The organism is Ruminiclostridium papyrosolvens C7 (assembly GCF_000421965.1).
Lineage (GTDB): Bacteria > Bacillota > Clostridia > Acetivibrionales > DSM-1351 > Ruminiclostridium > Ruminiclostridium papyrosolvens_A.
Map to the genome: position 1 here is coordinate 98,657 of NZ_ATAY01000031.1, position 13,790 is coordinate 112,446.

Consider the following 13,790-nt stretch of genomic DNA (forward strand, 5'->3'; position numbering starts at 1 on the left):
ATTTAGTTTAGTTTAAGCATCTTATCCTTGGTTATAAAATCTTTAGCCCATACTTGAAATGTAAAAACGTTACCACTATCACCATTACCACCAACAACATATATCTGTCTACCATCAACAAGGTATACACCGCTTTTCCACTCGACTCCATTTATTGCATAACTTAAATATTGGTCATGTATTTTTTTTGCCTGCTCATAATTCTTTTGAAACCATACTTTTAATAGTTCATGGCTATAACTTTTTAAGTCTTTATTATATTCATCAACTTCATAGCTTGAAATTTCATACAGCCAGCCATTTGCATTATCATATAAGCTCTCTTCTTTTCCTTTTGGTATTTGTGTTCTTTGAGATGCCATTCCAATTCCGTTCATAGGTAAAATTAATCCGTTGAAATTATAGTTCATATACTTTTTAAAGTGATCCTCACCATTGAAATAGTTTACTGCAAAGCTTTTGTATTTCTCACTGAAAGTAAAGTCTATCTTCCCTCCTGTTATCAGGTTACAGTTCTTGTACATTGTTTGTGCTGTTTCCCATATCTCCATCATTGGGAACAAGCCTTTATAAAGGGTATATTCCTTGTTTTCATAGAAGCCTGCGGTTTCATTGTCATATGCACCGTTGTTGGCATTGCTGTTTGTCCATTTGAAGCTTTCGCTGGCTGATGGAATGCTTTCCACCCTTGCCTTCTTGTCCAAAAGCTTTATTATTATGACGGATGCCTCAGCTCTGGTAAGAGTACCCTTGGGATTGAATTTGTTGTTACTTCCTGTTAAAAGCCCTACTCGGTAGCAGTCGATGACATCCTGAAGGTATTTCCCTGTGATAGTAGGATAATCTGTCATTTTAAGCTTCTGGTAGCCTGCATATACATTGTCAAAAAAGCCTTTGTTACCCTTGGACGGGTATGGGTCGCTTCCCTTTATAAAGTAATCCTTTGGAACTGTTTCATATTTTCCTAGGGTTCTTCTTGCAAGACTTGCCGCAAGTTCACGGGTAATAGGTTTTGTATAATCCTGAATTTCGCCTTTTGACAGTATACCTTCATTTAAGGCAATATCAACGAAGGGTTTGTAGTACGGTACTCCTTGAGGTACTTCCGGTCGGTAGCCTATTGCTCTGACGAGCATCAAAATGTATTGTCCTCCCAGGAGCTTTTCATCCGGCCTGAAGCTTCTGTCCGGAAAACCTGATATTATTTCAAGTGCAGATATTTTTGATATGAAATTCCTGCCCCAGTGACTTTTAATATCCGGGTACTTAGCCAGCTCAGTATCAAGGCTTGCTTGTGTCAGGCCGTTGTATTTGTCAACAAGAGGCTTCATACGCATTGCTGTTGTTGTACTGTCTGACGGATCAGCATTTTCCGCCGTTACGGGTAAAAATGCTGATAATATAATTGCTAATACTGTTATCATACATAAAAGTTTTTTTATCATTCTCTCTATTCTCCTTTTGACTCATTTAAAATTTCGTTTGACATATGTTTACATTCGATTTGATTTTGTTATAATATATATATGGTGATTGGATATCCGCAAGATGCGGCAGTCACATTACAAAGTGTAAAGTTTAAGCTTCATCACCCTGTATTGCGAGTACAGGGTGATTTTCGTTATACCAGCTTGATTATTGTTATAATCAAGGAGAGTAACGATATGAGAAACATAGAGAACATTATCATTAAAGATATTGCTTCGTATATCTTCATACCAGCCACCTCCCTTCTTTTGTAAGATGGGAATGTGACTAACGCACCCTGCATTTATCCAATCACCAAAATTGATGATAGGATTAAGCTTTGTAATATTATACCATGTATTATTTTTCCATAGAAGTTTAATTTGTACCTGATTTGTTTTTCCCGGCCCGATATTTCTCAACTATAAGTATAAAATATAATGTTAAAACTGTTATTAATAATATTGCAATTAAGTCACATATCGTAAATGCATTCTTGTTTAAAAACAATGCAGCACAGCCAACTATAAGATTATATGTATACGCTGCAAGACTGAATAAAAACCGATTTCGAGTTTTTGCTCTGATGTTGATTGATATGACTAGCAATATCAGACCTATAAACTGAAACAGAAGAAAAATAATTTCGGCTTCAGTCATCAATACCACTGTCCTTTCTTTCTATATGCGAACCTTTAAAAGCTATAAAGGTTGCAGTTCGTTTTTTAAAAAGACCGTCTATTTCATAGTTTTTAATAAAAACCATATAACAAGGTTTTTTCTCAAATTCAGTTGTTTTTGGATTCCCATTTACGTATATGGTTTCCGAATCCGGATCGGCAGCATCCCAGAATGCCAACGAATTTGTATTTATTACGGTTTCTATGGAAGCCGGATCCGTGACACTGCCGGATATATTTTTTGAATCATTTGTTATTATGTAGTTCATGTCCGTGTCGGTTGGGTTGATTATGATTATCATCATTTTTGGTATAACTTGATCTTTTCTTATACCGGCATTTGATTCCAATGTACTGAAAAAAGCAGCAGATGCCTTTTCTGTATCTATGACAATATTATCGGTAGATATTTTCCCTGTAGACTCGTCCACACCTTCAGCATAGCCTTGTCGACTGAGCTCGGTATTATTCTCCTGGACTGCAGCCGACACTGCAAAATCAATAGCACTGGCAATACATTTTTTCTTGTATGAATATAAAGAATAATCTGCTACGTTAAGTACGATAATGGCAAGTACTAGAACTATTGCCATGCTGAAAAACATGAAGCTAAGTGTTCCCTTGCTCACTATACACCTCAATTCTACATTCTGCCCTGGCTTTATAATATAAATTCTTACTATCGTCAGCACTGATTCCGCCGTTCTGCAACCTGCTGTACATTGATATGCTTCCTGATTTGATATAAACCATGAATGCCTCACCCTTGTTTAATTTTTCTCCTATTGTGTAATTAGTCAATACTACGATTCTACCCCCAGCGTATACTCCCTTTTTTAGAATAATGCTGCTGCCAACTGAGCTAAAGTCTGCGATTTTGCCAATTTTGGTCTTGAACTCGTTATAGGCTTCAGCAGTCAGTCTACCTGTAATTTTTACCTGGTAAGCTATCAGATCAACCTGATCCTTAAGATACCTCTGCTTCAGATCATAGTCCGAAATTGCAATCCCCTTAAACATTAAAAGTGCAATAAAAGGGATAATTATCATTGCTACAAATATCTTGTTCATAAACCACCTCTTTACGGTTCAGGCACTATATTGTTATTTGTCTGCTTTACCGTCATGAAAGTCTTCTCACCTCCCGTCCTGATTTCGGTTGCAATGGGTATTATCACCGAGACAACCAAGCCTATACAAAGTGCAAATAGAATTATTGATACAATTACCTTGTTCATTAATTATCAGCTCCTTCAGTAATTAAACCGTTTGTGTTATTCCATATCCAAAAACGTTATATGATACCGGAGCACTCAACGTATTGATGTCTGTCTGAGTATCGTCCAATTTGTCCTTTGCTCCCTGCCCTGCGGATTTACCGGATTTCATAATAGGAATGATAACTGCCACTATTATTGCTACCGTAAGTGCAAATAGTATTATCGCAACCAGTACTTTGTTCAAGGTTCTCACCTCCTTCCAAGTAGAATGTTTTGACTTAAACCACCTCCTTAAAATAAAGGTCGTAATGCTATATTTCATAAAAACCCCGCATGAAGTCAATTTTGCAGGGTTTTTTGGGCATAGAAAAAAGAGTTGGAGTGAACCAACTCTTTTTTTGTTATATTTCTATTAACTTTGCTGAAAAAAAGTGTTTATCTAAAATTCAGTCCCACCCCAACCGCATACTGTACATTCAAAATCAGTCCAATAACCCAAATTACGACTATTACCACATGGACAAACATAAATTTCCTTAACTCTGGTATTTTTAAACCTGGTTGTTTTTCCGCATTCAAAACAATCGTCATTGGTATAATATACATAATCATCATTATAATAAAGAGTCCACGTAGTAACACGACTACAACTATTACAGTACATATCCATCGTTTCCGAAGATTGCCATGTTTCCATAGAAGCCGGAACTGTGAATATTAATATCAGTAAAGATACAATCCTCAATAAGTTATATGTATATATTAACATATAAGGAAATTTGTGTAAACATGTCGGTTCAATGTTTGTATCTGTCTTGCATTTATCTATACATATTTAAACGCCTCGAATACCATATCCAGCATAGGCTTAAGCATTAGGTTTGCCAGTTCATACAGCAGTGGAGTAATACCCACGAATGCAGCAATATCCAGCCAGTCCATATCCTCATCGGCCGTAATCAGTATTCCCTCTGCCTTGCTCCTACGGTTCTTGGCAAGTATATCCATAGCAAGTTTTTTATCTACGAGAGAATATATTCTGATGGTATCAACCAGCTCCGACATTTTCTTATTTTTCGTTGCAGCTCTCAAGCTTTCTACAGCAAGCCTTCTATCCGTCTGAAACAGTTCTCTGCATTCTCTCATATGTTTTCTATACCGACGTGATCCTTTAGCCATCTGCTCCAGGATATCGGTGGTCTTGAATTCCTCCATGCTGCCTAAAAGCTCAAAAATGTTCTCCAGTCTGATAACCTCTTTACGGTAAACACTGCCAAGCAGGAGCCATTTCATCAATAAAAATATTTCCGGTGAAAAGAAGGAAAGTATAGCTATAAGGATAATTTTCCAATCAAACAGATTTATTCTTTTCAATGCATACCAGGTAGAAAGGAATTTTTGGACATTATACTCTATATCTTCTTTATTGGAGGAATGAATCAATCCCGGTATGATTTCTGAAAGGTGTTCCCTTTTAAACTTGTCGTCCATTTTCTCAAAATAACCTTCATGATTCACTCTGTCCAGAATAGTATAATACAGGGAATAATTGTATCCACTGTCAGGGCTGGATTTTTGAGGGTTGAAAGTCTGCAATACGTCTATATTACTACCGGCTTTTGATATGATATTCACTTTTGTGATATCAAGATTTGTATAATTTATCACGATTATAGTGACCGTAATCACCACCATGCAAAAAAATTTCACAATATACAGGGCCTGTAAAGATAGGTTTGTTTCTGAACATTTTAGCGATACCAGTCCAAATTTATTTAAAATAAAATTTTTATCTTTTGTAATGAAGTTAAGAATGGCTTTTAAGCCTCGTATTTGTGTCAAATTTTCTAAATTGAACTCTTTAAGAGTTAGAAATCTTGACTCTCTTGGATACTTGCTCATGAAGATCCCTACCACTGCCAGAAAAAGTCCAATGACAGTCAAAATAAACATTGTTCTCATAATTCACCGTCCTATTTAAGTCTAACTACATCTTTCTGAGGACTCTGACTACAACCAGGGACAGTACCGAAAAGGCTATAACTCTGCATATTGCAAGGTTTGTGTCAGGATCAATCAGGCTTACATCATTGCCTATAATCAATCTGTTAATCCAAAGTACGGCGGGTATACTGAGGATTGATGCACATACAGCGAATATCTCGTACCATAAAAGCCTTCTGTTTTTCTTTTTTTCAATACTAAGTTGCGTGGACATTGTATTGTTTAGCTTATATAGTTGTCCGATGAGATCTCCGCCGTTTTCTTTATAGTTTTGCAGCATAACAACAAAGATACTGAACCAGATATTATCGATCCTGTCTCTCATACTTTCTAACACTTTTTGGGTATCAGAACTGTCCGCGGCCTGAAGCATCAATCTACCCATATTTTTATTCACATTTCTACTACACTCTCTTAGTGCAGGCTTTATTTTGTTGTGTTCAAGGAAAGCACTTCTGAACTCATCAATCAACTTTGGAATTTGTGTGTTCATCCTGTATTTATGCAAATCAATTAATAGTGACAAAAGGTAATATGGAAGCACAATACTCATTACAATTATCATTACCTTTACATACCATAGTTGACCGATTCTATTAAGCAGTAATATCAGGGTAATGCTAAACCCTGCCATAATAACTATCATTACATTCGAAATAGTATTAAGAACTGAATCCTTTGAGAATGCAAATTCCAGATTGGTTTGATAGTGCTTTTTAATTCTTCTGATTACCGGCAATTTCATGGCGAAGGAAAAAATATATGCGAGTCCGCCTCTGCCACGTATTGGGGCATTGCTTTTATTTAGCCTGTTACTGCTTTTTTCATATACTTCCCAAAGAAGTCCGGACAACAAAAAAATTGCACCGACTGCCAGTGCAATAATGTAATAGCTATCATATTTCAGTATTTTATCCATGGGGCTCCTCCTTTTCGTAGGAAAAGCAGTCTTCATCAGGTTTCAGTACAAACAATCCCTTCAGGTATTCCCTGTCCTCCTGAGTCATTTCAAATTCCATACATGAATTCAGGGTACTTTCGCTAATGCCATTCCTGTTAACAAGGTATTTACCGCTGACTTTATCGTAAATGAATAAATCACGTATTATATAACTCATGTCTTCTTCGTTTGCAATAATCTCCGCAAATTTGTACACGTATCTGACTCCCGTGTCCCTGTCAAGTTTGATTTGGATAACAAGGTCTATTGCATCCGCAATGTCGAAGCGTGCTTCCCTGTAATCCGTGTAGAATCCAGTCTGCATCAGCAACTTTCTCAAATCATGTACAAGTCTTGGAATACTTGATGAATGGAATGTGCACATGCTGCCTCTAGCCTGCCTCAGCATTGCATTGATCATTTCAAAGGCCTCCATATGGCTCCTGACTTCCCCGAATATTACAATATCCCGGTTCAGGCGGAAAAATATCTCCATGATATCAGTAGGCGTGTACTTATCTGCGTACTGAAGCTCAATAACGTTTTTATCCTGATACTTTCCTGATATATTCAGCTCATGTATGTTCTCTGCCAATCCTATAGCCAGATCATCATCCAAATTCTTTATTACGAGTTCATCCGCTGCGGTCGTTTTTCCTGATCCCATCTCTCCTATAATGGCAATGTTTCTGCGGCCCTTGCTGCTTAATATTTTTAGAACCTCCATCATCTTTTGATGCATAAACCTGTTGCGGTCTTTCTTGCTTAATGACTTGTAAGCAAATATGCGGATATTAACTACATAGTACCTTGACAATGGCGATCGCAGGGCTGTTACCCTGGATCCGTTTTCAAGGGTTGAGTATATAATGGGATTTCCTTTGTTCATTTCCAGATTTGCGGTAGAAACTATTCTGTCCTCAATAATTTTTGTGTATACTTCATTGCTGTAAAATCTGAATTTTGAGTTTGGCACCTTACGCTTTATACCTTTGTATTGGATCCATACGTAATCACTCCTCGTTGTGGCAACTTCGTTGAGCTCACTTTCAAATATGAGCTCATCCAGAATACTGAAACCAAATAACTCCTGATATATAATCTGTGCAAGCTTCTGGAGCTTCTTTTCAAAAGTGTCGTATGTACTTATGGAAAACTTCTGAAGATAGGCTTCGATTTCAGTATCAATCGGCTTTTTTATATTATCCTGTTTATCTCCGGTATAAATATTTTGAAAATAATTCAGATGATATTGAAAGATAATTTCATCAATATTTTTATGCGTGATTTCATCTATCTCACTTAAAATAAAGAAAACCATGTTCCTGGTAGTATCTCTGGCTTGTTCGTTTCCTTCGGTTGCTTTGATTCTAAGCTCCTGTTCCCTGTCTGTTATCCGTTGCAGCTCGGAAACTTTTTCCTTGTCGCTTGTGAAGGTCTTTTTACTGGATTTAATTTTCTCTTCAATTACCGCAATCAGTTCGTCTAATTTAATCATGGTTAAAACCTCCGTGTATCCAGTTGAACAGCTGCCTTACTTTCCTTGAAGGTGTAGTACTTATTCTGCCAGTCGTTTCCAGGTTTAAGCTTTTGAGTATAAATTCACTAATACGGCTTAATTCTTTATTGTATTCAGTCGTATACTCATGAAAAGCTACCAGTCTGTTCTTATTTTTCATTTCCAGCAATTCATTACTGTCAGGAAGCATAAAAACGTTATGGAGGTTATAAAGTTTTTTAATTTCCGTGACATCAGGATATATTTGACGATAGGCATTCACAACAAAGGCTATTTCTTTACCGGCAACGAAATTCAGGCAATCCAGGATCTCCTTATCCTGATTGATTACATTGATGATATAATCGCTGTTTTCCAGTAGCATGTTTGTAAGAATATTTTCATGTCCTGAAATGGTATCAAAAAACACGATGTCAAAATTTTGTTTGAATTCATCAATGAATTTTGCATATTCAGGGAGGTTCCTGCTGACATAAGACATGTTCGTTTTCTTACTTCCGAGAAAATAGACATTCTCAATCCGTCCCAGGATTTTCAGCAGATCAATACTATTATCTTGAGATAACTTTAAATTGACAACGTCCTCAATGTTCAATTCATTATCATCTATTCCAAAAAGTTTCAATAAATTTCCGTAGTTCAAATTACAGCAGCAAACCAATATTTTCCTACTACTGTCAAGTTGCTTTAAAAGGCTGTTTACAAGCATATACAAAAAAATGGTCTTTCCGGTTTTCTTAGCCGGTGACCACACAGATATCATTTCCCCCATAATATCGCATCCTTTACTTTTTATTTTTCTGTTTGCAGAATCCCGTTCTTTATCTCATCTGAAATATTATTAGTATTAGTAGGAATAACATAGTTTTCTTTCGAAGGCAGCTGTGTTTCATCACAGTAAAGCTCGTAAGAAAGTGTGCCTGCAAGTCTGGCAGAATATATTCTTGCTCTTTGGCTACTGTTTAGTAGCAGTTTTATAAAGCCTTTTTTACTTCCAACTTCGCTTCCTTCTGTATTAATCCCCGAATCATCAAATACCATATCAACCCTGACCTTTGATAAAACTATCTGTGGTCTTCCTGATGCCTCTTTTAGCTGGACAATGATATCTACAAGGGAACCTTTCTTTACAAGGTTTGCAACCCTGTCCTCTATTGTCGCAGGTAATACGATTGCCCTGATATCATCAGCATATATCTTGCTTTTGGATATAAGGTTATACCGGTATATGTAATCTCCTTCTTTAATTAGTCCGATGGATTTACTTCCCGTACATTCGCTTATATCAGTAACCATGTTTTCGGTTGCTGCAGATGCCTTTATTGTTTTTTTTCTGATCATGCTTTCATTGATGATTGTATTTTCATCAATTTTAGTTGATGCCGAAAGCACCGTTACATTCTTTTCTGTATCCAGCTTATATGTATTAAAAATAAAATACCAGGCTGCTGCAGACAGGATAATAAAAATGCCGGTACAAATAAGAACTGTTTTAATTACTAACCTTTTTCCCATTTTTACCTCCAAGAATTTTCTTTAAAAATATTTTTGATTTGTTGTTGTTTTTGTGACTCCCTGAAATCTTAAATATGCCAAGTAATTTTATGTACTCCTCAAGATTTCTTCCGTTTATTCTTAGGGCATATGCAGCTTTGCTGTTTCTGAACTTGCATCGTTTTTCACTGTAACTGATACATGCCATGCTCGGAAGATTCGCATTGAAATATCCCAGAAGAGCATCAGTTTTTTCGTTATACTCAAATAGAACAAAGTGAAACTTATCCTGACCAATCCCGTGATTATCCCTCATATAAATTGTATAGTTCTCTGCCTGCCTCCTGCTGATCCTGTCACCATGCATGGTCATAAGAATATGATCAGTATTTTGTAAAACAGAGATTGCACACAAATCAAGGCAGGATCCGTTGACATGAATCAGGGTTAAATCATAGTTTTTATATGCAAAATCAATTAGCTGGTTGATTGGTTTATTCACTAGTTCACTGTATTTATATTGTGAAAACTTTGGAATTAAAGAGAATACCTTGACTTTGTTCAACTTGATACAACATTGTTCCAATTTTGTTCTGTCAAGACTGCCATTATCAATAAGTTCAAAAACATCTGGCAGATTCTCCTGTTGATTTTCAATGCCCAGAGCTGCATCCATACCGGAATCAAAGAAATCAAAATCCATCAGCATAACATTTTTATCACAATGTCGTCCTGCGACCGCTGCCAGTTCTGCTGCGAGTTCTGCATTTCCGACTACAGTGATCACCTTGTTATGGAAATTAACGATTCGTTCAATTATTTTTTCTTCTTTTACTGTGACAGGCTTTTCCTTTATGATTGTTTCTGCCAATAAGCCAAAATCAAATTTCTCAGGATAAAAGATTAATACACTTTCCAAAACTTTGTTATTCAGTTTCTCAAATGTAATAAAAGCATGTACGGACAAATTAGCCAATTTGCTTACCAGAATTCTTTCTGCATAGCTTTCTATTTTCTCCGTCAGCATTACAATCTTTATATTTTTATCAAAAGCTGTATTAGCTAGTCCGATAAGCAGCTCACCTTCTGCATCATCAAGCAGCATGTTTACAATCAGAATATCTACTGATATATAGTTCAGCAGATCCATCAATTCCGTTAAATCACCCACATTATCTATCAGGGTATGATTCTCACTTAATTGAATCCTTTTATCAATTTCAGGGCTTCCTGTAGCCAGTATCACTTTCATAATATCAGTCACCTCCTCCAACATTTGTTTCTTCATGCAAAGTAATTCTGAATTGATCCAGATAGGTTACAATATTGTATGGGTTAATATAGAAACGTTCCTTTTGGCCCTCCAGTTTAATTCCAATCTGCAGGTGCAAATGAGTTATAAACATTCCGGACGTACCAGGAGGGCCGTACCCGGTATTACCGACATACCCTAAAACGTCTCCGGCCTTAACTCGATCCCCCTCATGGAAGGCTGTGTTAAATCCCCTCATGTGTGCATAGTAAAAGTAGGTATCCTTGTCAGTAAGGACACCTACTATATTTCCACCAAAATTATTCCAGTTCATATCTCTTATAACACCATCTGTAATTGAAACTATGGGGACTCCTCCATCAGTAATTATATCGTTCCCTTCATGAGCTCTGTCACCGCCGAAGGTTCTTTGTGCTCCAAAATCGTCTGAATGTGTATAAGTGTACTGTATCTCGGTTGATGTTGTTTCACGTTGCGGCTGGCCGTTTTCAGGACCGGCTTTTGTGCCGTCGGCCGGTTGTTTGCTATCATCGTTGCTTTGTTGGTTCGGAACTGTAGTTGTTATAATTTTTGATTTTGGAATTGGCCCAACTTTAAGGTCATTGTAGTATTTTGAATAGATACTGTAAATTTCCTTTGAGTTATCAGGCAGCAAATCCGGATTACTACTTTTTGCTTTTTCCAACAATTCCGGAATGATTTCATTTGTAAAGTTATCAGGGTTAAAGTTGGCTGCTTCGGCAGATAGTGTTAAAAAAAATGCAAATTCAATACCGTTTTCCGTTGCAACCTTATTTGCAATACTCAGAAACTCTGCCGGTATATCCAGGCCTTTTGCCATTACAATGGGATTGCTACTGGTACTGGAGCTTTGCATAAACATTATCAGTAGAAAAAAGACCAAGAACAATGGCATCAGGAGTACTGATCCGGTGATAATTATCTTTTTCTTTATACCCTTTTTTAGTTTGTTTAAAGAACGTTTTGGTTTCTTAGTCAATCTTATCAGCTCCCTTGCTTCTCATGGAACCTCCATTTTCCATACTTGAATTTTTAAGGCTCTGTGTCAGGTAACCCGCAGGATTCTTTATGTTTCCCTCCTTTTCCTTAACTTCCTTCATCCTGCTTAAAATCTGCCTTACATTTTGCTTCCCGTAACGCTTTATCAGATCCTCAAAAAATTTGTCATCATACTTTTTGTTGTACTTCTGGTTAAACTCATTTGTATAATCTTTTGCAGCATCTTGTACAATGATTTTGTATGCCTCCCCTCTATCAATCGACTGTTGCTGTCCGTTAACCACAAGTCCTATAACGTCTTTCGGCCTGGATTCATCTTCCGAAGATTTACTTGTTTCATTTCTGGATAGAAGCTCCTCAGGACTCCCCCCTGCATCAACGATTTTCTGTAAATTATTTGCCACCGCAATTATTTCACGTTGTTCAAACTTCGGAGCTCCCAGAGCTTCTCTTGTGTCGGCTTTTCGTACAAATGAAGAATATTCAGGCTCTTTTTGTAGTTTGTCAGCCTTATTTTCAGCCTCCATCTTAGATATCTCATATTGCTTCTGAAGAATCTCTTCGGCCTTTTTCATCAGCTGTCTGAAGTTGTTGTTGTCTTCCGTCTGATCATCATTCATTTCATTCAAAATCCCGGAATATGAGGCTTCTGTATTTGGACTGTTGCCTGAGCTACCGGTATATGACTGACCTGATCCTGATTTATCCCCGGAGCTGACTGACTTCTTTGCTTTCCTTTTCTTCGGCCCGTCACCTGCTTCACTACTTTCTTCAGCCTTTATCTTTTCTGAAGTGTCTGCCGGCTTTTTGGCATCGGACTTGCTTTTCTTCTCGTCCGGATTACCTGTTTTACCTTTTCTGAAGCCGGACATTCCCGAGCCCATAAAATTATTTATCCTTGACTCAACATTGGAATCCTTTCGGAGCTGCTTGTTTATCATAGATGGGTTGTGCGGTGTTAGTCTGATGAGTGTGAAAAGCTCCAGCAGAGCTTCCCTTTTCCATATTATGGACAACACGATAATCACCACAAGCAAAAGTGTCAATATCCATCCGTATTGATCGGACAGTTTGAAAATAGCTGTCATAAATGCAAGCATTACTCCTATACAAAAACAGATGATTACTTTTATTGATGCAAAACCTATAATTTTTGCAGCCCAATTCTGCAATATTTTCATGCCGAAAAAGGGTATCAGTGCCATTACCAGAACGAATGCTCCCAGTAGCGTGAAAAGAATGGTAAGCACCTGATAGGAAATCATAAAGAAACACATGATAGCAATCACTGCAAAAATCAGTATTAGCGGTATGGCGTATGCAATCTGCAGACCCAGTCTCTTAACTCCCCAATCAGGAGTAAAATGCTTCTCATCTTCAGCCAATTTCTTAATATATTCTTTGCGCTCTTTGCTTCCCGGAGGTAGAGACAATATTTTATTTTCTTCTCTCTTAGCCATTTCCATATTACCGAACTCAAGCATTTGCCAGGGTTGATGTACATATGCAGACCAAATATTATCAACTGCTGCCATAACTGCCGACTCAGGAGATGCACCGCTGTTGTTTGCTTTGAATGTTCCGGCCAGTACACTTTTTGATATGGCCTTTGAACCGTTGTCCACCTGTTTGAGTATCTGCATAGGGTTATTGAAAAAATATAATGCTATGGCAACAATCAAAGCGGTTTGTATTATGGCCACCCAGACCTGAGTTTTTTGATTCTGTATTACTTTAACTATAAAAAACAATCCGAGAATTAAAATAGCAATCAGCGAAAGTTCATCGAATATAGATGTCTTCATTTCATGCATGAATGTATTTACTACTTCTGAAAGCATTCCATAAATATCAAGTTCAAAGCTGTAATAAAACACTGTGATTAGCATATATGCAAAAACCACCTGAACCTGAAAAAGGACATTTGCGAATGAATTCAGCCCATTTTGAAAGGTGTCTGATAAACTGAACATACTACCATCTATTGTATCAAGGCTATAATTATCTCTATACCTTATATGGTCATTTGCATTTTTGCTGTTGAATATGTCATCCAGGGGAGACGAAAAGGCTGATGAACTGGGTGTGTCTTCAGCATGAATAGTTACCGGAGTCAAGGCTGTGAAAAGTATTATTAAAACGGAGCAAATTACTTTCCTGATCACTCCCATCC

Annotated in this window: 16 protein-coding genes; all 16 read right to left on the bottom strand. The window is 37.2% G+C overall.

Going from position 1 to position 13,790, the window contains the following annotated elements:
* Window positions 1-2 precede the first annotated feature (2 nt).
* Window positions 3-1,445, bottom strand: a complete 1,443-nt coding sequence (locus L323_RS30765) for an S-layer homology domain-containing protein (RefSeq protein ID WP_020815506.1) — start codon at window positions 1,443-1,445, stop codon at window positions 3-5.
* A 176-nt stretch (window positions 1,446-1,621) separates the two neighbouring features.
* Window positions 1,622-1,717, bottom strand: coding sequence for a putative holin-like toxin (locus L323_RS41630; protein WP_242835268.1), 96 nt, complete (start codon window positions 1,715-1,717; stop codon window positions 1,622-1,624).
* A 128-nt stretch (window positions 1,718-1,845) separates the two neighbouring features.
* Window positions 1,846-2,127 carry a hypothetical protein gene (locus L323_RS30770; protein ID WP_020815507.1) on the bottom strand — a complete coding sequence of 94 codons (282 nt, stop codon included), beginning with the start codon at window positions 2,125-2,127 and terminating at the stop codon, window positions 1,846-1,848.
* On the bottom strand, window positions 2,120-2,776 hold the full coding sequence (locus tag L323_RS30775; RefSeq protein WP_020815508.1) for a hypothetical protein: 657 nt from the start codon (window positions 2,774-2,776) through the stop codon (window positions 2,120-2,122). The genes L323_RS30770 and L323_RS30775 overlap by 8 nt, the downstream gene beginning before the upstream one ends.
* Entirely contained in the window at window positions 2,757-3,218 is a 462-nt protein-coding gene (locus tag L323_RS30780) for a hypothetical protein (RefSeq protein WP_020815509.1), read from the bottom strand. Before L323_RS30780 ends, L323_RS30775 begins: the two co-directional genes overlap by 20 nt.
* 11 nt (window positions 3,219-3,229) lie before the next feature.
* Entirely contained in the window at window positions 3,230-3,385 is a 156-nt protein-coding gene (locus L323_RS41360) for a hypothetical protein (protein ID WP_004621600.1), read from the bottom strand.
* Window positions 3,386-3,407: 22 nt separating this feature from the next.
* Entirely contained in the window at window positions 3,408-3,611 is a 204-nt protein-coding gene (locus tag L323_RS30785; protein WP_020815510.1) for a hypothetical protein, read from the bottom strand.
* 195 nt (window positions 3,612-3,806) lie between these two features.
* Window positions 3,807-4,031, bottom strand: coding sequence for a hypothetical protein (locus L323_RS30790; RefSeq protein WP_131451048.1), 225 nt, complete (start codon window positions 4,029-4,031; stop codon window positions 3,807-3,809).
* A gap of 161 nt (window positions 4,032-4,192) precedes the next feature.
* The gene (locus L323_RS30795) at window positions 4,193-5,329 is read right to left on the bottom strand and encodes a hypothetical protein (RefSeq protein ID WP_020815512.1); all 1,137 of its coding nucleotides are present in this window, start codon (window positions 5,327-5,329) and stop codon (window positions 4,193-4,195) included.
* Between the two features lie 25 nt (window positions 5,330-5,354).
* The gene (locus L323_RS30800; RefSeq protein ID WP_020815513.1) at window positions 5,355-6,290 is read right to left on the bottom strand and encodes a hypothetical protein; all 936 of its coding nucleotides are present in this window, start codon (window positions 6,288-6,290) and stop codon (window positions 5,355-5,357) included.
* A complete protein-coding gene (locus L323_RS30805; RefSeq protein ID WP_020815514.1) occupies window positions 6,283-7,809 on the bottom strand; it encodes an ATPase, T2SS/T4P/T4SS family in 1,527 nt (508 codons plus the stop codon). Before L323_RS30805 ends, L323_RS30800 begins: the two co-directional genes overlap by 8 nt.
* The gene (locus L323_RS30810) at window positions 7,802-8,602 is read right to left on the bottom strand and encodes a hypothetical protein (RefSeq protein WP_020815515.1); all 801 of its coding nucleotides are present in this window, start codon (window positions 8,600-8,602) and stop codon (window positions 7,802-7,804) included. Before L323_RS30810 ends, L323_RS30805 begins: the two co-directional genes overlap by 8 nt.
* Before the next feature lie 20 nt (window positions 8,603-8,622).
* Window positions 8,623-9,345, bottom strand: coding sequence for a flagellar protein FlgA (locus L323_RS30815; protein WP_020815516.1), 723 nt, complete (start codon window positions 9,343-9,345; stop codon window positions 8,623-8,625).
* Window positions 9,323-10,576 (bottom strand): hypothetical protein, encoded by a 1,254-nt coding sequence (locus L323_RS30820; protein WP_020815517.1) that lies wholly within the window; start codon window positions 10,574-10,576, stop codon window positions 9,323-9,325. The genes L323_RS30815 and L323_RS30820 overlap by 23 nt, the downstream gene beginning before the upstream one ends.
* Window positions 10,577-10,580: 4 nt before the next feature.
* Window positions 10,581-11,597, bottom strand: coding sequence for a M23 family metallopeptidase (locus tag L323_RS30825; protein WP_020815518.1), 1,017 nt, complete (start codon window positions 11,595-11,597; stop codon window positions 10,581-10,583).
* On the bottom strand, window positions 11,590-13,788 hold the full coding sequence (locus L323_RS30830) for a CD3337/EF1877 family mobilome membrane protein (protein ID WP_031342034.1): 2,199 nt from the start codon (window positions 13,786-13,788) through the stop codon (window positions 11,590-11,592). The genes L323_RS30825 and L323_RS30830 overlap by 8 nt, the downstream gene beginning before the upstream one ends.
* Window positions 13,789-13,790 lie beyond the last annotated feature (2 nt).

What these genes read in the sequence shown, in the direction of transcription:
- L323_RS30765 (WP_020815506.1), bottom strand. Translation starts at nt 1,445, where the DNA reads ATGATAAAAAAACTTTTATGTATGATAACAGTATTAGCAATTATATTA.
- L323_RS41630 (WP_242835268.1), bottom strand. Translation starts at nt 1,717, where the DNA reads ATGAAGATATACGAAGCAATATCTTTAATGATAATGTTCTCTATGTTT.
- L323_RS30770 (WP_020815507.1), bottom strand. Translation starts at nt 2,127, where the DNA reads ATGACTGAAGCCGAAATTATTTTTCTTCTGTTTCAGTTTATAGGTCTG.
- L323_RS30780 (WP_020815509.1), bottom strand. Translation starts at nt 3,218, where the DNA reads ATGAACAAGATATTTGTAGCAATGATAATTATCCCTTTTATTGCACTT.
- L323_RS41360 (WP_004621600.1), bottom strand. Translation starts at nt 3,385, where the DNA reads ATGAACAAGGTAATTGTATCAATAATTCTATTTGCACTTTGTATAGGC.
- L323_RS30790 (WP_131451048.1), bottom strand. Translation starts at nt 4,031, where the DNA reads ATGTACTGTAATAGTTGTAGTCGTGTTACTACGTGGACTCTTTATTAT.
- L323_RS30795 (WP_020815512.1), bottom strand. Translation starts at nt 5,329, where the DNA reads ATGAGAACAATGTTTATTTTGACTGTCATTGGACTTTTTCTGGCAGTG.
- L323_RS30800 (WP_020815513.1), bottom strand. Translation starts at nt 6,290, where the DNA reads ATGGATAAAATACTGAAATATGATAGCTATTACATTATTGCACTGGCA.
- L323_RS30805 (WP_020815514.1), bottom strand. Translation starts at nt 7,809, where the DNA reads ATGATTAAATTAGACGAACTGATTGCGGTAATTGAAGAGAAAATTAAA.
- L323_RS30810 (WP_020815515.1), bottom strand. Translation starts at nt 8,602, where the DNA reads ATGGGGGAAATGATATCTGTGTGGTCACCGGCTAAGAAAACCGGAAAG.
- L323_RS30815 (WP_020815516.1), bottom strand. Translation starts at nt 9,345, where the DNA reads ATGGGAAAAAGGTTAGTAATTAAAACAGTTCTTATTTGTACCGGCATT.
- L323_RS30820 (WP_020815517.1), bottom strand. Translation starts at nt 10,576, where the DNA reads ATGAAAGTGATACTGGCTACAGGAAGCCCTGAAATTGATAAAAGGATT.
- L323_RS30830 (WP_031342034.1), bottom strand. Translation starts at nt 13,788, where the DNA reads ATGGGAGTGATCAGGAAAGTAATTTGCTCCGTTTTAATAATACTTTTC.